This window comes from Streptomyces sp. NPDC055239 (genome assembly GCF_053606205.1).
The window spans coordinates 767,529-786,140 of the sequence record NZ_JBSGRD010000003.1 but is presented as its reverse complement, the minus strand read 5'-3'; the positions used below and the strand labels follow the sequence as shown (position 1 = coordinate 786,140).

At 70.7% G+C, this 18,612-nt stretch carries 12 protein-coding genes; 8 read left to right on the top strand and 4 right to left on the bottom strand.

All coding sequences use genetic code 11. The features are described 5' to 3' along the window. The first annotated feature begins 11 nt into the window (after positions 1 to 11). The 6 genes from ACWFRJ_RS14250 to ACWFRJ_RS14225 all read left to right on the top strand — a co-directional run bounded on the left by ACWFRJ_RS14250 (position 12) and on the right by ACWFRJ_RS14225 (position 8,355). Complete coding sequence (locus tag ACWFRJ_RS14250; protein WP_453528947.1) at positions 12 to 365, top strand: CATRA system-associated protein; 354 nt, start codon at positions 12 to 14, stop codon at positions 363 to 365. Between the two features lie 43 nt (positions 366 to 408). Further along, complete coding sequence (locus tag ACWFRJ_RS14245; RefSeq protein WP_453528944.1) at positions 409 to 1,938, top strand: CATRA conflict system CASPASE/TPR repeat-associated protein; 1,530 nt, start codon at positions 409 to 411, stop codon at positions 1,936 to 1,938. A 23-nt stretch (positions 1,939 to 1,961) separates the two neighbouring features. Next, the gene (locus ACWFRJ_RS14240; protein WP_453528941.1) at positions 1,962 to 4,691 is read left to right on the top strand and encodes a CHAT domain-containing protein; all 2,730 of its coding nucleotides are present in this window, start codon (positions 1,962 to 1,964) and stop codon (positions 4,689 to 4,691) included. 61 nt (positions 4,692 to 4,752) lie between these two features. Next, complete coding sequence (locus ACWFRJ_RS14235) at positions 4,753 to 5,508, top strand: NUDIX hydrolase (RefSeq protein ID WP_453528938.1); 756 nt, start codon at positions 4,753 to 4,755, stop codon at positions 5,506 to 5,508. Between the two features lie 244 nt (positions 5,509 to 5,752). Beyond that, positions 5,753 to 6,880, top strand: coding sequence for a ribosome small subunit-dependent GTPase A (gene rsgA / locus ACWFRJ_RS14230; protein WP_453528935.1), 1,128 nt, complete (start codon positions 5,753 to 5,755; stop codon positions 6,878 to 6,880). A gap of 122 nt (positions 6,881 to 7,002) precedes the next feature. After that, positions 7,003 to 8,355, top strand: a complete 1,353-nt coding sequence (locus tag ACWFRJ_RS14225) for an AlkA N-terminal domain-containing protein (protein WP_453529664.1) — start codon at positions 7,003 to 7,005, stop codon at positions 8,353 to 8,355. A 182-nt stretch (positions 8,356 to 8,537) separates the two neighbouring features. Here ACWFRJ_RS14225 and ACWFRJ_RS14220 read toward each other — a convergent pair whose 3' ends face one another. From ACWFRJ_RS14220 to ACWFRJ_RS14205, 4 genes are all read right to left on the bottom strand, one after another. Further along, on the bottom strand, positions 8,538 to 8,906 hold the full coding sequence (locus ACWFRJ_RS14220) for a PPOX class F420-dependent oxidoreductase (RefSeq protein ID WP_344518655.1): 369 nt from the start codon (positions 8,904 to 8,906) through the stop codon (positions 8,538 to 8,540). Between the two features lie 107 nt (positions 8,907 to 9,013). Beyond that, entirely contained in the window at positions 9,014 to 11,365 is a 2,352-nt protein-coding gene (locus ACWFRJ_RS14215) for a glycosyl hydrolase family 95 catalytic domain-containing protein (RefSeq protein ID WP_453528930.1), read from the bottom strand. 154 nt (positions 11,366 to 11,519) lie between these two features. Continuing rightward, positions 11,520 to 12,002, bottom strand: coding sequence for a DUF456 domain-containing protein (locus tag ACWFRJ_RS14210; RefSeq protein WP_453528927.1), 483 nt, complete (start codon positions 12,000 to 12,002; stop codon positions 11,520 to 11,522). Positions 12,003 to 12,070: 68 nt separating this feature from the next. After that, positions 12,071 to 13,054 (bottom strand): helix-turn-helix transcriptional regulator, encoded by a 984-nt coding sequence (locus ACWFRJ_RS14205; RefSeq protein ID WP_453528924.1) that lies wholly within the window; start codon positions 13,052 to 13,054, stop codon positions 12,071 to 12,073. 205 nt (positions 13,055 to 13,259) lie between these two features. On the opposite strand from ACWFRJ_RS14205, the gene ACWFRJ_RS14200 reads away from it, so the two are divergent. Both ACWFRJ_RS14200 and ACWFRJ_RS14195 read left to right on the top strand, forming a co-directional pair. Continuing rightward, positions 13,260 to 17,024, top strand: a complete 3,765-nt coding sequence (locus tag ACWFRJ_RS14200; RefSeq protein WP_453528921.1) for a S8 family peptidase — start codon at positions 13,260 to 13,262, stop codon at positions 17,022 to 17,024. 131 nt (positions 17,025 to 17,155) lie between these two features. Beyond that, positions 17,156 to 18,601 carry a protein phosphatase 2C domain-containing protein gene (locus ACWFRJ_RS14195; RefSeq protein WP_453528918.1) on the top strand — a complete coding sequence of 482 codons (1,446 nt, stop codon included), beginning with the start codon at positions 17,156 to 17,158 and terminating at the stop codon, positions 18,599 to 18,601. Positions 18,602 to 18,612 lie beyond the last annotated feature (11 nt).

Sequence of the window (18,612 nt, the reverse complement as noted above, 5' to 3'; positions counted from 1 at the left end):
GGGAGAGCTTCGTGAATCCACAGAGAGTCATCGAGCGTCTCAGAGAGATCGAGGGCTGGCAGCAGCTCACCGCGGAAGAATGGCGCACCGTCGGTGAGGTGCTGGACAGGCTCGGCGCCGTGCTCCCCGAAGGGGACGACATCGAGGTCAGGAGCGCGCTCGCCCCGCTTGAGCCCTTGGAGCGAAAAGAGGCGCGCCGCGCACGGGCCGAGTTGGGCGCGAAAGGTATAGCCATCCCGCCGCAGCAGCGCGAGAAGCGCAATCACTTGATCGAACGGCTCACCGCGGATCTACGCAGTCGGCAAGACCACAGTCCGCAAGACCGTGGCCCGGGTGGCCGCGAGGCCCGGGGCGCGTCGGAATGACCGGCTGCGTCCGAGCCGTAAGTCTGCGAGGCGGGCCCGCGGCATGAGCGGAATCACCAAGCCCGCTCTGCTGGTCATGGCGTTCGCACCGGCTGATTCAGAAATCGACAATCACTCGCGAAGTTATCTCCAATCCCTGTGGCGAGCGTGTCGTTCGCTGGGCATGACCGAGCCGGTCCCGGGGATCCCGGCACCTGCGGACCACATCGACTTCGGCGCGGTGCACTCGACCACCGTCGAGTTCGAGGTCCTTGCGGCCGCGCGGCGGACGGGAGGCGCCTCCCTCTATTCGGCCTTCGCCTTCGCGGAACATGACGTCGTCGGCGTCGTCGCGCTGCTCGCGCCCAATGACACGACGGCGGACCTCGCCCAGTGGAGTGACCTCGACGCCGAGTGGAGCGCAGCGGTGGAGGCCGTGGGCCTGCCGCCCCGGCCCTGGGGCATGCTCGGCGAATTCCGTGTGTTCGAGGCTCTCTACGGACGCGGGTTCGGACGGAGAGAGCGTGCGATGTGCGAGCTCGTGCGTCGGCATGCGCCCCGGACGGGGAGCGAGTCCTGGTGGACCGGCTTCGACCGCACGGAGCAGGGATTCGACGTATGGCGGTCCGCCGACACCGCCGGACCGGAAGGACCCACCGACCTCTACGTCCTCGCTCCGGCCCGCCAGGAGGTGGCCCTCGACGAGTGGGCCTGGGCGGTCGAGGGCCGGCACGGACTGATGCCGCTCGCACGCTATCTGCTCCAGCTCTCGAAGATCCGCCACCAGGCACGGCTGTACGAGGCCTCGGGGGCGTCGCACGCGCAGATCGACGAGAGCGACGAGTGGACCGCGGAGCTCCTGCGGGAGTTGAAGTCCGCAACGCGGCGTCCTGTGCGCCTTGAGCGCGTCCTGAAGGCGTCGGCGCTGGTCGACGAGGCGCAATTCGGCCCGCAGGGACTGCTGTGGACGATCACCCGGCAGCGCCAGCTGAGCGGCAGCCTCTCGACCGCCGTCGCCAACATGCGCCTGCACACTCCGGGAGTCCGCAGGCGCGGCACGGGGGCTTCCTGGACCGTGACCGACCTCGCCGCAGCCGAATGGATCATCAACCAGGTCGAGGAGGACCGGCTGCATCTGGAAGCCGTGCGTGAGCGGGCGGACAGCGTGCGTACGGCAGTATCGGTGCTCGTTGAGCGCGAACTGGCCGTGCATCGAGGGTGGTTGACACTCCTTCAGACGTCCATTCTGGGATCGGTCCTCACCGCCCTCGCGGCAGTTCAGGCGATGAGCTACGAGTTGCCGCTACGCGCGGTCCTCCAGTCCCCGGTCATCGCCGCGATGGCGGCTCTCGCGCTCGCCCTGCCCCTGGCCATGTTGCGCTTGGCGGGCGTCGCGCCCACAACACCCCGATACAGACGCCTCGACTCGGGCGCCACGGGGTTGTTCGGCGCCGCTCTGGGATGGCTGGCCGTCACCGGCTGGGCAACTCGCGCAGGAGGGGAGCCGCCTGCCGCCGCGTGGACGCTCACCGGCGCCCTCGTGGCCGGTCTGATCACGTTCCTCACGACACACCTCCTGACGCGACCGCGCTAGCTCTCCTGCGAGGAGTTCACCTCATGCCACAGGCCGATGGACATCACCCGCAGGACCCCAGCTCCATGATCAGGACCTTCGTCGAGGCACTGGACGTCGAAGACCTCATCATGAGGTTCGAGATCGACTTCGACGCCCCGATGCGCCAGGCGGATGCCACCGGAATGCTGCGCCTGGCCCGAGCGCACACGAAGGACCCGGCGGCGGGCGTCCGCGGCCTCGCCCGCCGGATCGGCGCCCACTGGTGCGAAATCGTCCAGGCGGACGTCGGCTACGAGTTGCTCTCGGCGCTGCGACTGATCGAGGCGTCACAGCCGGACGCCGAACGGCTGTTGGCGTTACCGGCCTACGGGGCCGCCGACCCCGATGACGTCTTCCCCGCCTACGCCCTAGCCCGGTGGTACGACGGAGCCGGCCGGATCCGCTATCGCCTGGGCAGTTACACCGCCTCACGCCGTGCCTTCGGAACCGCGGTGCAGGTGGCCGAGAGGTCCCAACTGTGGTGGGCGCTGCCGGATTTGCTCAGCAACTACACCCGTGCCGAGTTCGAAGAACGCGGCCAGGCGACGCGGGAGAAGGAGGCGGAGAAGGGCGCACGCAGGGACGTCGACGCGTTCGTCCACTCGCTGCAGCAGATGCACGACAAGATCCTTGAGCAGGCGAGCCAGCACGGTGTCGACGTCGAGGCCGCTCCGGACGAGGCGACGCCCCTGAGGCACCGGGAGTTCCTGCGCGGCTACTCCAACAGTCTGCACAACCTCGCCATCGCCCTGAGGCAGGCCGGGGACAGGGAACGGTCGCTGCGTTTCACCGCGCGCTCCAAGGCCATCTCCGAGGGATTGAACGACATGTACCGCACGGCGCAGTCGCTCTTGAACGAGGCGTTCTGCCGCGACCGTCCGGAAGAACGCCTCGCCGCCCTGCGTGAGTTGGTGCACGGCCGGACGGGGTTCGTGGGGCCGGGGTGGGAGCGAGGCCGACGGATCGCCCGCCAGAATCTTGCCCGGCTCGGCGGAGGCCGCGACGGCCTGGCCGACCTGGGGCGGCTTCTGGACGAACTGGAGGACGACGCGACCGGTGCGGGCCGCCGAGCCGGTCTCGACGTCGACTTCTACGCGTACACCGTGCGCTACTACCGGGAGACGGCTGCCGCCCTTCCCGCGGCCGATCGTCCGCGGGACGTCCTGGACCGCCGGCTGAAGATGGCGGAGTCGGTGCGGGAGGCGATCGCTCTCCCCGTGTACAAACGCGCCTACGCCAACCACGTGAGACCTGCGTATCTGCGGGCCATCGGTGCGCAGATGGCACGGGGCAGCCATCGGCAGGAGGACCTGGAGAAGGTCGTGTCCCTGGTGGAGGAGTCATCGGGCCGGGAACTTCTGGACCTGCTCGCATCCTCCCGCCCGCCGGTCCTCGGCCGCCCCGCCCACCCGCTGCCCATGGCATCGGGCGGATCGCAGGCAGCGGGAAGCTTCCTCGACGGGCGTCGAATGCCCCTGCGGACGGATCCCCCTGCCGAGGCTGCGGAGGCGAGGGAGCGTCGTGAACTGCTCGTCGAGCGGGAGCAGCAGTACGAGGACCACTTCCTCCACCACCCGCTGACATCGGCGACACACGACGAGGACATCGCCCATCAGCTGGTGCAGTACACCCTCAACCATCAAGGCTCCTGTGTCGTGCGGTACTTCCGCTTCGGTACGTCGGACGTGCCCCTGGACGGCGAGGAGACGCCCGAGCCCGACTCGCTCGGCATCATGGTCTGCCGCGACGGGGTACTGACCCTGCTGCCCTCCGTCCCCTACACGGACGTGGCCGATCTCGCCCGCAAGGTCTTCGAGGACCTTGGCGACCGGCAGTTTCCGGTACCGAGGGAAGAGACCTGTCGACGCATCTGGAACCTGCTGGTCGGGCCGGTGTGGGAGAGCGTCAACCGGGGCGGCTCGCCGACCCACCTCACTCTGATCCCGACCGACGACATCTTCGCGATCCCGCTGCACGTCGCCACCGCACCACAGGACGACCGGCCGCTCGCCGCCCGGGTTCCGCTGTCGCACTCGGTGAGCGTGGCCGCCTTCGTCACCCGTGGCCGCCATCTGCTCAAGAAACAGCTGATGGAGGACGACGACGACCTCGCCGCGCTGCTGTCCACCGATGCGCGGGCGACGGGCCGCGAGGTCGTCGACGCCGGCTGGCCCGCGGCGCATGTCCATGTGGCGGGTGAAGTCCCCGACGCCCTCGTGGGCAAGGTCGAGAACGCCTTCGCCGCCGACTGGGACGGACTTGAGCAACTGGTCGCGGTGAAACCGGAGTTCTTCCTGTACGCAGGCCACGGGGTGTACGTGAACGAGCCCGAGGTCTCCGGCCCGCTGATCCACCTGGGAGAGACGGACATGCTGTCGCAGTTCGACCTCGCCCTGCGCGTCAGCCTGCCGAGGAACAAGCTCACCGTGCTCGGAGCCTGTCTGGCCGGGCAGGGCATGGGATCCGACGGCGGTGACGTCCTCGGGTTCATGCGTTCTTTGATCATCAGCGGAGCCGGTGCCATCGGCGTGCCGCTGTGGTCCGTGCGCGACACGGCGTTGGCGGCGACGGTGAGTGCCTTGCTCCGCGAGAGCAGAGCGTCGCTGGGATCGTCCTCCACCGGCGTTTTCGACGTGGTTCAGGCATTGCACGATCATTACCGGGAGAGCATGGAGACGTACACGTCGGTGGAGGCCCGGGTCGACCGTCTCCCCATCGCTCTGTACCTGTGACCGACGTGCGTTCGTCCCCGCCACAGCGGCCCCGACGTGGCGCGCAGACAAAGGGGAAGCCATGAGCGCGCACGACCGAGCCGCCAGGAAGCAGGCGGCGCTCACGGACTACGACGCGCTGCGTGAGCAGCGCCCGGAGCTCTTCGAGAACCCGCCCGGCGCGGCCTTCGAAATCCTCCTCGACCGCGCCGACCAGGAACGGGCATCGGGCGAAGCCTCACGAGCGGCCGTCGCGGCCGGGCTGCCCGAGAGCACCGGAGACATCGGCGTCGTCTACCGCGACCCCTACTTCCGCCTGGTGCGTGACGCCGTACGGTTCGCGCACCACAAGGAGCGCAGGCTGGGAACGTACATCCGCATCGTGCCCGTTTCCGTGTCGGGGGGAGCCGCAGTGCTTCCGGTGCTCGCTGACGGACGCGTCGTCCTGCTGCACCACTTCCGCCATGCCGACCGGGCCTGGCACTGGGAGATCCCCCGCGGATTCGGCGACCCCGGGGAGGACGGTGCCGGTACGGCCGCTCGGGAGATCCAAGAAGAACTGGGCGTCCATGTCGCGGACTTCACGTATCTCGGTGCTGTCTCTCCCGACACCGGCATACGTGCCGGCGCGGACCACCTGTACCTCGCCCGTATCGGGACGGCGCAGTTGGCGGACAGCCCCGCCTGGGGTGCCAGGGCGGAAGGGATCGACGCGTACCAGGCCGTACCGCAGGGGGAATTCCGCGCCATGGTCGCGGACCGGCGGATCTCCGACGCGTTCACCCTGTCCGCATACGCGCTGGCCGTCGCTCAGGGACTGCTGGAAGCCGGTCAGTAATCAAATGGATGGCGTCACGGCCGGTGGGTCTCTAAGGTTGGTGTCGTTCGAGCGGAAGCCCCAAGGGCGGCCGCGGGTGACTCGATCTGGCTCGGTCCGGGAGGTGTGAACGATGGCTGTCGTTGAGATGGGCGCTGCCCGCATCCGGAAGTTCATCAAGTCCACCTCCGTGGCCTCCGGCTGACCTCTCTTCCTTCCCACGCTGACGCGTGGGTGCCGGGGCCACCCCTGTGAAGGGTCCCCCTTGTCTTCCTCCGCATCTTCTGCATCCGTGCAGGCTTCTTCTCCCTCTTCTTCGCACTCTCTCGCGCCCCACGGCTGGGACGCGGACCGCGAAGCCGAGTTCGCCCCGTACGCGGCGCAGGGTCTACTGCCCGGCCGTGTGCTGCGCGTCGACCGTGGTCAGTGCGATGTCGCCACCCCTGTCGGCACGGTGCGTGCCGACACCGAGTTCGTCGTTCCCCGTGACCCGATGAAGGTTGTGTGCACGGGGGACTGGGTCGCCGTCGACCCCGATGGCGCCGATCCGCGGTACGTCCGGACGCTGTTGCCGCGCCGTACCGCCTTCGTGCGCTCCACCTCCTCCAAGCGGTCCGAGGGGCAGATCCTCGCGGCCAACGTCGATCACGCGATCATCGCGATCTCGCTCGCCGTCGAGCTCGACCTCGGCCGGATCGAACGGTTCTTGGCCCTTGCCTGGGAGTCCGGAGCCCAGCCGCTGGTCGTCCTCACCAAGGCCGACCTCGTCCCGGACGCCACCGGCCTGTCCTACCTGGTCGAGGACGTGGAGACATCGGCCCCCGGCGTCCAGGTGCTCCCGGTCAGCTCCACCACCGGGGAAGGCGTCGACGTCCTGTGCGCCGTCGTCTCCGGCGGTACGTCCGTGCTGCTCGGCCAGTCCGGTGCGGGCAAGTCGACGCTGGCCAACGCGCTGGTCGGCGAGGACGTCATGCACGTCAACGCCGCCCGTGACGTGGACGGCAAGGGCCGCCACACCACGACGACCCGCAATCTCCTCGTGCTCCCCGCAGGTGGTGTCCTCATCGATACGCCGGGGCTGCGCGGTGTCGGTCTGTTCGACGCAGAGGCAGGCGTGGGCCAGGTCTTCTCCGAGATCGAGGAACTGGCGGCCGACTGCCGCTTCCACGACTGTGCCCACACCGCCGAGCCCGGCTGCGCGGTACTCGCGGCCGTCGATGACGGCACGCTCCCGAGCCGCCGCCTCGACAGCTACCGCAAGCTGATCCGCGAGAACCAGCGCATCGTCGCCAAGACGGACGCGAAGCTCCGGGCGGACATGCGCCGCGAGTGGAAGCTGCGGGGCGCGGAGGGCAAGGCGGCCATGGAGGCCAAGCGGGGCCGCTTCCGCTAGCGGGGTGGGAGTGGGAGTGGGAGTGGGGTGACGGTGTGTTGCGGGGCGCTTCCGTGCCCCGCAACGCGGTGTCCGAATTCCGCCAGCCGAAGGGTCTGCGAGGCCGCACACTGGGACATGTGATCGATGAAGAGACCAGGTACGAGGCGGTGCGCAGCCGCGACGCGCGCTTCGACGGAGAGTTCTTCTTCGCCGTCGAGACCACCGGCATCTACTGCCGGCCCAGCTGCCCCGCCGTCACCCCGAAGCGCCAGAACGTCCGCTACTACACCACGGCGGCCGCAGCCCAGGGCTCCGGATTCCGGGCCTGCCGGCGCTGCCGTCCGGACGCCGTGCCGGGGTCCGCGGAGTGGAACGTACGCGCGGACGTCGTAGGTCGCGCCATGCGCATGATCGGTGACGGTGTCGTCGACCGCGAGGGCGTCCCCGGTCTCGCCGTGCGGCTCGGCTACAGCTCCCGGCAGGTGCAGCGGCAGCTCACCGCCGAGCTCGGGGCGGGGCCTGTCGCCCTCGCGCGGGCCCAACGGGCGCACACCGCAAGGGTGTTGCTCCAGACCACGGGGCTGCCGATCACGGAGATCGCGTTCGCCGCGGGGTTCGCCAGCGTGCGACAGTTCAACGACACGATCAGGGCGGTGTACGCCCTGACTCCCACCGCCCTGCGGGACGCCGCGCCGCGTGGCAGGGGCGCGGGGCGGGCCACCCCGGCCGCCGGAGTGCCGCTGCGGCTCGCCTACCGGGGGGCCTATGCCGCCGGTGCCGTCTTCGATCTGCTCTCCGACGAGGCCGTCGACGGGGTCGAGCAGGTCAGCGGTGAGGTGGGCGCGCGGACCTATCGGCGTACGTTGCGGTTGCCGTACGGCACGGGGATCGTGGCCGTCGAGGAGAGCGATCACGGGGTCGGCGGGTGGCTGGACGCCAGGCTCCACCTGACCGACCTCCGCGACCTCACGACCGCCGTGCAGCGGCTGCGGCGGCTCTTCGACCTCGACGCGGATCCGTACGCCGTCGACGAGCGGCTCGGCGCCGATCCCCGGCTCGCTCCGCTGGTCGCCGCGCGGCCCGGACTGCGGTCCCCCGGGGCCGCCGATCCCGAGGAGTTCGCGGTGCGGGCGCTTGTGGGGCGTGCGGAGGCTTCCTCGCTGGTGGAGCGGTACGGGAAGGCGCTGGACGCGCCGTGCGGGTCCCTCACCCATGTGTTCCCCGAGCCGGGAACGCTTGCCGGGGAACCGGGCCCGTTGGGGGAGTTGGCCGGTGCGCTTGCCGATGGGCGGGTGCGGTTGGACGCGGGGGCGGACCGGGAGGAAGCGGGGGCGGGGCTCGCGGCTCTGGCGGGGGTGGATGCGGGGGTTGTGGCGGTTGTTCGGATGCGGGCGCTTGGGGATCCGGATGTGGGGTTCCCCGATGAACCGGTTCCGGATGGGTGGCGGCCGTGGCGGTCGTATGGGGTGCGGCATTTGCTGACGGCGGGGTAGGGGCCACCTGGGGCTCCGCCCCAGACCCCGTACAAGATGTCCTCAATCGCCGGACGGGCTGAAATCTTTCAGCCCGTCCGGCGATTGAGGACGAACTCGGCGAAGCCGGTGATGACGGCACGCACAAGGCACATGGCCCCCGCGCCGAGCGGGTTCTCGGGAAGGGGCGGGGTTGGGGACTATTACTGTTCAAGCCCCCAGCTATGGATCCGCCGAGGGTGAATCCGGATCAGCTCCTCACTGAAGTGAGGCCCCAACTCATGCGGCCCCGTGAGGAGTTCCGCGTCCCCCCGGATGTCGACCCCCCGCACCTTCCACGGCCTCTCGCTCACGATGTCGTCCACGACCAGGGACACCTTCGGATTCCCCTGGAGGTTGCGCCACTTCTTAGTGGTGCCAAGGGCGTAACCGCCGATCAGGATCGTGCCGTCATCCTGCGGAAAGAACCCGACAGGATTCGCCTGCGGCTGACCCGTCGCGTCGACGCTGGCCATCCTGCCCAGACGCTGGGACTTGAGGTACGCCCGCTCGGCCTCGCTGAATTCGGTCATGGCGCGAGCCTCGCACGCGTACCCCGTCCACGCATCGGATCTTGGCCCCAGGACCGGCAGACAGCCGGTCCAGACGTCGGTCCAGGCAGTCGATCCGTGCAGCCCGTCTAGGCCGCCGGAAGGCCCCATCGCGGCGCATCCTCGTTCGGTTCTACCGGAGTGATCCGCAGATCAGGCCGGTCACCCTCAGCGCTGATCAGCGCCGACCCGCCCCGCCTGAGGGCGATCTTGACCGCGCCCTCGCCCACATCCTCGTACGGGACAGGGCGCCCCCGCTCGTCCCGCACCTCGACCGCCCCCGCGATCCCGTGCCGCACGACGCACGGCGCCCCCGCCTCGCTCACGAGCCGCACCCAGCGGGTCACCCCGCCCTTCCGCACCGCGCTGAGCAGGAACGCCCCCTGCGTACGGAAGTTGTGCACCGTGAGGTCCGCCCACGCCGACGGCAGCGCGGGGAAGACGCGGATGACGTCGCCCCAGGACTGGCAGACCATGTCGTGCAGGGACTGTGCGGCGGAGAGCGGGGTCTCGATGACCGGGCCCGACTCCTTGTACATGGTGTTGGGCTGGATGAAGCGGGACATCAGCTGCCCGAGGTACTTCAGCGCGTCCTCGCCCTTGCCGAGCAGCGCCGACATGGAAGCGGCGCCCGTGAACGTGTAGCCCTGGAGGGCACCCTCGAAGCCGACCCAGTGCGCCAAGGACCTTTCGATCAGCGCGCGTTCGTCCGCCGTGCGGCCCGTCACCTCGTAGAGGGGGTACACCGCGAGCATGTGGGAGTAGTGGCGGTGCGATTTCGCGAAGGGGATGTCCGCGCCGATCATGTAGCCGTTCGCGTCGGTCGGGTACGCGGCCAGTCTGCTCGCCACGTCGCGCCAGCGCGGTGCCAACTTGTCGTTCACGTGCAGGAGTTCCGCCGATTCGAGGAGCGTGCGGCAGCCCCACCTCAGCAGCATCAAGTCGTAGTTGCAGTCGCGCGAGTTGCCGCCGTACTCGGGCGAGAAGGTCGCGGGGAGGTGCAGCTTCCCGTCCGGGCCCGGCTCCAGGAAGTGCAGGTAGTAGTTGACCGCCTTCCGCAGGAGCGGGAAGAGGACGTCTCGCAGGATCGACTTGTCCATGGTGTGGCGGTAGCTCAGCCAGACGTTGTGCAGCGCCCAAGTGAGGTTGCCGACCTCGGGAGTCGGCGGGTCCTGGCCGGGGATGCCGACCCCGTAACCGCCGTCCGTCACCGATGCGCCGTTCACCAGGGACGGGTCCGTCGTGCGCGGGATGCCCAGCGAATCCGCGCGGTAGGGGGCCGCCATCTCCTTGGTGAGGTTGGACCTGAATTCGCTCAACGCGCGTGTCACGGCGTCGAGTTCGATGTGGTTGGAGCCGTGGATCAGCCAGTACTCCAGCTGAACGTTCAGGTTCCACCAGGTGTTGGGCCACGGGGTGGGCTCCAGCCAGGGGCCGCACGTCGCCATCGCCGGGGCGTCGCGGCGGGCTGCCGCCGCCGTCTTGTAGAGCTGGATCCAGTAGAAGCGCTGCATCCGGGCGTCGGGCAGCGACAGGAAGCTCTTGCGGTAGTACGCGTGCCACCAGGCCCGGTGCGACACCGCGAGCCCGTCGTACGAGAGGGCCGCCGCACCCCGCACCGCGCGCACCGCACGGTCGCGGGCCGTCGTCCTCGGGTGCGAGTGCGCCACGTTCACGTACAGCGTCCGCGTGCCGCCCCGTGTGCTGCCCCGCATCCGCTCCCGCCACGCGGTGACGTGCTGGCCGCCCGCGAGCAGCGGCTGCACGGCGGCCGTGACCCCGTCGTCGTACTCCTCGATCTCGGCGGGCGGATTGCCCGCGTATCCCTCCGGCAGCGGCTTGAACGCGGCGCGCGGGCTGATCGCGTCGGCCGGATGGAACACCCAGCGGAAGCCGCGCTCGCCCGCGCTCGGGGTGACCTCGACGGCGAGGACGGAGCGCGTGTCGTGCACCTGTGCGCGGAGCTTCAGGGTGCCCTTGTCCGTGGTGAGGGTGCCGGTCAGCTCCGCGTCGCGCAGCCGCAGGCGCCAGTCGATGCCGGTGATCCTGCCGACGGGTTCGAGGGTGAAGTGGCCGATCGGCAGGCGTGCGAGGCCGAAGAGGGAGCCGAACTCGGGGCGGTGGTCCTGCACCTCGGAGTGCTGGATGTTGAAGCGCAGGGCGGTGGTCCCGCCGTCCGGCCGCGTGCTCGGTTCCGCGTAGATCCCGGAGCCGAGGAAGCCGTTGCCGAGGTAGGGGCCCTCGTACCAGGTCTTCGGCAGCTTCTGCCAGACGAGGTCGGCGTCGTCCAGGACGGTGCGCCAGGGGTCACCCGGCGTGCTGACGTCCACTGCCTTCCGGGGCGCGGCCGTGGCCTGGGCGGGCAGGCCACCGGCCATCAGCGTGCCGCCGACCGCCGATCCGGTGGTGGCGAGCACGGTTCTTCTGGACGGTCTTGGCATCGCGTCTCCCGAGCAGTTCCCGCGTCATTGCGTCATCGCGCCATCGAGTCATCGGAGCTTTACCTCCGTTGAAAGCTAAAGAGAGTGCGGCATCCAGTCAATGAGTCGGGATAGATCCGATGCTGGTACATGTATGTGAACCTGATCCCGGGGCTCAACCCCAGATCACGGCCCCCAGCCACGCCCCCGCGATCAACAAGCACGCGAACAGCTCGGTCAGCACGCTCCAGCCGCCCGCCCGCATGGCCGTCCGTGTCGCCGTGGCCGCCTCCCCGTGCCCGCCGAGCCGCAGCCGCTCCGACAGGTAGATCCCTCCGACGAATCCCGGGAGCGAGCCGATCACCGGCAGCACACAGAACCCCAGCAGCGCCCCGGCGCCCGCGTACACGGCTGTCCGGCGCGTGGCGCCGCTCTCCCGCAGGCGCCGTGGCGGCAGCAGCCATCGGATGCCCTGCGCCACCAGGAGTACGACGGAGGTGCCGACCAGGATCCCCCAGGCGACCGGCTCCGGATCCTTCAGCGCCCACCACAGAATCGCGGCCCACACCAGCCACGGCCCCGGCACTCCGGGGACAAGTACTCCGCCGATCCCGAGCAGCAGCACCACTCCGACCAGCAGGAGTTCCCACGCTCCCATCTGCCAAGCGTGCAGGAAACGGGGCAAAAGCGCAGGTCGCGCGTCAGCCCCCGTCGCCTCGACACGGGCTAGCGCGCCACCCAGCCCCGCTCGTACGCGTGCCACCCCAGCTGGAGGCGCGTCGTCACGCCCGCCAGCTCCATCAGGCGCTTCACCCGGCGCTGCACCGTCCGAAGGCCCAGGTCGAGCTGCTTGGCGACGCTCGCGTCCGTCAGGCCCGCGAGCAGCAGCGACAGGATCTCCAGGTCCGCGCCGTCGGGTCCTTCGGCGGCGTCCTCGGTGACCGAGCGGCCGTCCTCGCCCAGGCGCAGGGGTAGCGCGTCCCGCCACACCGCCTCGAAGAGCCCGCTCAGGGATTCGAGCAGGCCGCTCGCGTGCACCACGAGCGCGGCGGGCTCCGCCCTGCGCGAGGTCAGCGGCACCATCGCGAGCGAGCCGTCGGCGATCACCAGCTTCGTCGGGACGCGGTCCACGACGCGCACCTGTTCGTCGCGGCCGATCGCCGTCGACAGTTCCAGGAGGCCGGTGGGGAGCGCGAGGACGGAGCGTTCGACCACCACGCGGTAGGTGACGCCACGGCCCGCGGCCTGCTCCTCCGCGTTGTTCTCCATGCCGGTGATCGCCACGGGGTTGCCGGTCACCAGGGCGCACACCTCGGTGCTCGCGCCCAGCTGGAGCTGGAGGAAGCGCTGCGAGACCGCCCCCGCGCCCGTGACCACCTCGACCAGGTCGTGCACCGCGGGCTCGGCGGCCTGCGCGCGGTACTCCTCGGCGAGCAGCTTCGCCGCGAGCTCGGCCTTGTCCAGTTCGTGCCGCTGCTGGGTCAGGAGCGCGCCGAGCGCGACCCCCGGCGGTGCCGCCACCCACCGGCCCGCCCTGCCGGACGCCTGGGCCGCGAGGCCGTGCAGTTCCAGGCGGCGCAGCGCGCGCACCGTGTCGGGCTCGCCCAGCGAGAGCCGCCGCGCGAGATCGGGCACGTCGGCGGCGCCCACCGCCACAAGGGCGCGGTACGCCGATTCGTGCGTCTCGTCCAGACCTATCGCAGCCAGCATGCGGCGACGCCCCTCCCCAGAGATCCGTTCCGACGGCTCCATGGCGGAAAAGAGCCACGGCGTAAACCCGCCCCAGGACATCATCCCCGCACCCCCCGCCTCTCTGCCAAGGTGACGCCACCGCAGCACCAACGGCAGCCGCGAATACGGCCTTCTGGTCGGTATCGGCTGTGGTTCCGCATGCCCGACAACCCTGGGGAGAGCGATGCGCCCGATATCGCGTACGGCCTTGGGGGCGGCGTCCGCCGCCGTCCTCGCCGTCACCGCGGCCGTCCCGTCCGTGGCCGAGCCACGCACGGCAGCGGCGGACACGAGTCCGCTGGTGGGAGGTGCGCCACGGGGCGAGGGGAGCTCCGTCGTCACCCTCGTCACCGGCGACCGCATCCTCGTCACGTCCGACGGCAAGGACCGCGCGGGCGCCAGCGCGCTGCCCGGCGCCGACGGCACGGTGCCGCTCATCCAGACCAGGCAGTCCGGCAAGGACCTGTACGTCTACCCCGAGGGCGCCGTCCACGCGATCGCCGACGGCAAGGTCGACGAGGAACTCTTCAACGTCACCGGGCTCGTCCGCCAGGGCTACGACGACGCGCACGCCGAGAAGCTGCCGCTCATCGCCGTGTACGGCAAGTCCGTCGACGTGACGCGCTCGGTGCCCGCGACGCCGCGCGGCGCGGAGCGCGGGCTCGTGCTCGAACCCGTCGACGGTGTCGCGCTGAAGGCCGACAAGAAGAAGGCCGCGGACTTCTGGGCGGACGTCACGTCGGCCAAGTCCCGTTCGGGGTACGGCATGTCGGGGCTGAAGAAGCTCTGGCTCGACTCCAAGGTCCAGGCGACCCTCGACCGGTCGACGAAGCAGGTGCACGCCCCCGAGGCCTGGGCCGCGGGCTACGACGGCAAGGGCACCAAGGTCGCCGTGCTCGACACCGGCGCCGACGCCGAACACCCCGACCTAAAGGGCCGGATCGGCGCGACCGAGAACTTCACCGACTCCCCGGACAACGAGGACCGCCAGGGCCACGGCACCCACACCACATCGACCGTCGGCGGCACCGGCGCCGCGAGCGGCGGCAAGAAGAAGGGCGTCGCACCCGGCACCGAACTGCTGCACGGGAAGGTCCTCAACGACAGTGGCTCCGGAGCCACGTCATGGATCATCGCGGGCATGCAGTGGGCCGTCGACGAGAAGGCCGACGTCGTCTCCATGAGCCTGGGCAACCCGGCGCGGACCGACTGCACGGACCCGATGAGCACGGCTACGGAGGAGCTCGCGCAGTCGAGCACGGACACCCTCTTCGTCCTGGCCGCGGGCAACACGGGACCGGGCCTCAACTCCGTCTCCTCGCCCGGCTGCGCGCCCAGCGTCCTGACGGTAGGCGCCGTCGACCGCGACGACTCGACGGCCTCCTTCTCCAGCCGGGGTCCCGCGTACGGCTCGCACACCCTCAAGCCGGAGATCGCCGCGCCCGGAGTCGACATCTCCGCCGCGGCGGCGGGCGGCAGGGGCGTCTACGCCTACCAGTCCATGAGCGGTACGTCGATGGCCACCCCGCACGTCGCGGGCGCCGCCGCCCTGGTCAAGCAGCGCCACCCGGACTGGAGCGCGCAGCAGATCAAGTCGGCCCTCGTGTCGTCGGCGGACAGCGGCATCCCGGGTGACGTGACCGAGACGGGCGGCGGTCGCCTCGACGTGAAGGCGGCCGTCGACCAGAAGGTGCTCGGCTCGCCCGCGGTGCAGGGCGGCAGCTTCGGCTGGCCCCAGGACAACTCGGACCGCACGACCGTCGACGTCCCCTACACCAACACCACGGACAAGGCAGTGCAGTTGAAGCTGTCCGTGCAGGGCGTCACCGGCAACGACGGATCCGCCGTACGGTCGGACATCGCTGAGCTCGGCGAGCGCTCCGTGAAGGTAGCCGCCGGGGCCACGGTCGAGGTCCCGCTGAAGCTGGACCCCGACGCGAGCCTCGAGCGGGCACAGTACGGCGATGTGACCGGCCGCGTCCTGGCGAAGGCGAGCGGGGGCGTCGCGGTCTCCACGCCCTTCGCCCTCTACGTACAGCCTCAGACCGTCAGCCTCCGCGTGAAGCTCGTCGACCGCGCCGGAAAGCCCGCCGACGGCGCGTCGTCCGTCGACCTCATCGGCACCGACGACGCAAGCGGCGAGCGGCGCTTCAACGAGGGCGCCAACGACCAGACCTACCAAGTACGCCCCGGCGCCTACTTCCTGACCGGCTTCATCGCCACGCCCGACGCGGACGGCGGCACGCTGACCGACTCGCTCACGCACCTGGCCCGGCCCCAGGTCGAGGTCAAGAAGGACATGACCGTCACGCTCGACGCCCGCAAGGCACACTGCCTCACCGTGAAGACGGACAAGGAGTCCGAAGTGCGCGGCGCCACGCTCGGGTTCGCCCGCAGCTGGGGCACCGACCACTGGCTGCACGCCGGCACCGCGGCGGGGCCGCGCTCCATCCGTGGCTTCTACCAGTCCGTCGAGGGCAAGGCGACCGACGGCACCTTCGAGTCGGGCAGCTACTGGCGCGCGGCGGCGCCCCTGCTCTCCGAACTCGGCGTGAAGGGCGGCAAGTCGCTGCACCCCGTGACCGCGTCCACCGGCTCGGCCAACCTCGACGGCACGGGCAAGGCGGCTCTCGTGGACGCCAGGTCGGGTACACCGGCGGAGCTCGAAGCCGCCGGGGTCAAGGGCAGGATCGCCCTGGTCAAGGTCGCGGACGACGGCAACGCGAACGCCGTCGCGAGGGACGCCAAGACGGCCGGAGCGGTCGCGGTCATCGCCCACCGCACGGCGCCGGGCCGCTGGTACCCCTCGGCCGGTCTCACCGGCTCCCCGCTGCCGGTCCTCGGCGTCCAGACGGGCGAGGCGGCCTACCTGCTCGGTCAACTGGGCTCCGGACCCGTCGAATTGAAGTGGAAGGGAACGGCGAAGAGCCCCTACGTCTACAACCTCGCCTTCCCCGAGACCGGCCAGATCCGCGACGACCGCACCTACCGGGTGCGCGACAAGGACCTCGCCGCGAACGAGGCGACGTACCGCGCGATGGGCACGGCCACGGACTACGTGGACCTGCCGTCAGCCGTCCGTCCCTCGGGGCTCGAGGTGTACTTCGCCGACCTCGAATCGGTCCCGGCCCCCGGCAAGCGCACCGAGTACTACTCGGCGGGCACGACCGGCTGGGGCCACCAGGTGTCGAGCAGCTTCCCGTTCGGGGAGTTCATGATCGACCCGGTGCGGACGTACGAGAAGGGGGAGCGACGCAGCGAGAAGTGGTACGACGGAGTACTGACCCCCGCCGCGCCGCGTGACGCGCGGGGCGGGCTCGCTCTCGCGGGGGAGCGGCAGGGCAATCTGATCGGGGTCGCGCCCGGCTTCTGGGGCGACAGTGAACACGCGGGAATCCAGGGCGGGTTCGGCGACATCGGCAGTGTCCAGCTGAAGCGGGACGGCGAGATCGTGGGCGATTCCGGCTGGCCGTCCGGTGTGTTCGAGGTCCCCGCGGCCGACTCGGCGTACGAACTGACCCTGAACACCCAGAAGATCGGCTCCAAGGTCTGGCAGCGGTCCACGGGCACGCAGACCACGTGGGCGTTCCGTTCGCACCTCGACGAGGAGGCCTACTCGCAGGGCATCCCGATGCTGTTCCCGCGCTATCAGCTGCCGGAGGACGGTATGAAGACCCTTGCCGCCGATGACGGCCTGCGGATCGGGATCACGGCCACGGGACACGCGGGCTACAAGCCCGGCGCGCTCAAGTCGGCGGCGCTGTCCTACTCGTACGACGAAGGCGAGACCTGGACCGAGGCCAAGACGTCCGTCGCCGGGGGGAAGTGGACCGCGACCGTGAACCACGCGGGCGCCTCCGGCAAGCACGTCAGGCTCAGGACCGAACTGACGGATGCGAACGGAAGTTCCGTCACTCAGACGGTGGCTCGCGCCTACGACGTGCGTTAAACACACAGACACCGCCGGGCGGTCCTCCCGTGGGGGGTGGGCCCGCCCGGCGGCCCTTCACCACTCTTCCGGCGGCCGGAATTTTCCGGATGAACCGTTTTCGTTCGGCCTCCGCGGTGGACAATAGGGGCATGAGCCAGCAGGGGGAGACGCACGGCGGGGCCGCCGGCCAGGAGGACGACTGGTGGGGTCAGCTGTACGACGACTCCGCTCGTGACACGGGTCCGGCCGAGGCGGCCGACACCCTCGACGACAGGTTCGCATCGGCGGTCAGCGCGTCCGCGGGCGACGGCGCTCCCGCGCCGCCGGACGCGCCGCCGCACCCAGGGGCCAGGAGCGCGGAAGGAGCACTTCCGCAAGTGCCCGAGCCCCCGCCCCGGCCGCGCACCCGGCCCACCGCCGCCCCCTGGGAACCCCCTGTCGCGCCCACGGGTCCTGTGACCTTCCCCGACGCACCCAAGCCCCCCGGCACCGTCGAGCCGGAAGCACCCCCCAGCCGCACCACCGCCGTCCCCGAGCCCCGCCTGCCCGACGCGTCCGCAGGGCCGCCCGGCGCAGTGCACGAACCTCGGGAAGACATCGCGACGGCGCCCGCCGTGAGCGCCGTCTCGTACGTGGGCGACGGCCCGCCCACCTACGACGCCGAGCCCACCGTCCTGCCCGCCGCCGACCCCGACGACCTCGGCGATCTGGTCGCCGACACCGTGCTCGACGGCGCCAGGTACGGCACCTCCACGCTGCGTGCCGTCTCCGTGCGCGGGGACTCCGCGCGCTACCGGGGCGAGCCGCGCCGCGACTCGCTGCTCACCGCGCGGTTCGGGACCGGGGAGAGCGCTCTCGTCCTGGTCGCCATGGCCACAGGGGCGCGGGCCACTCCTGGCGCTCATCGCGCCGCCGCCGAGGCCTGCGCCTGGATCGGGCGGGCCGTGGGCCGCAGCCACCAGCGCCTCTCCGAGGACATCAGGGCCGCCCGGCGCGGGGACCTCAAGAGCGGCCTGCACCGGCTCACCGACCGCAGCCTCGGCAAGCTCCGCGCGCACGCCGCCGACCTCGGCATCGAGCCCGACGAGTACGCGGCGTCCCTGCGCTGCCTCCTCCTGCCCGCCGACCCCGAGTGCCGCACCCGAGTCTTCTTCGGCGTCGGGAGCGGCGGACTCTTCCGGCTCAGGGACGGCGCCTGGCAGGACATCGAGCCCCGTGTCAGCGACTCCGCCGGTGACACGGGGATCCCCGTCGTCGGGTTCGGTTCCGTACCGCCCCAGACCCCGGACGGCGACCGGCTCACCATGGACATGGGGATCATCACGCCCCCCAGCCCGTACGAACCCGCCCCCGAGCCCCCGCCCCGCGAACCCTTCCGCTTCCGCGCCTCCGTAGCCCGCCCGGGTGATGCCCTGCTGCTCTGCAGCGGCGGCCTCGCCGAGCCCCTGAGCGGAGAGTCCGAGCTCGCCGCCCACCTCACGCAGCGGTGGGCCAAGAGCGGTCCGCCGGGCCTCGCGGCCTTCCTCGCGGACATCCAGGTCAGGGTCAAGGGATACGCGGACGACCGAACGGCGGCCGCTGTTTGGGAGGCGTGAGCGCCCTCCCT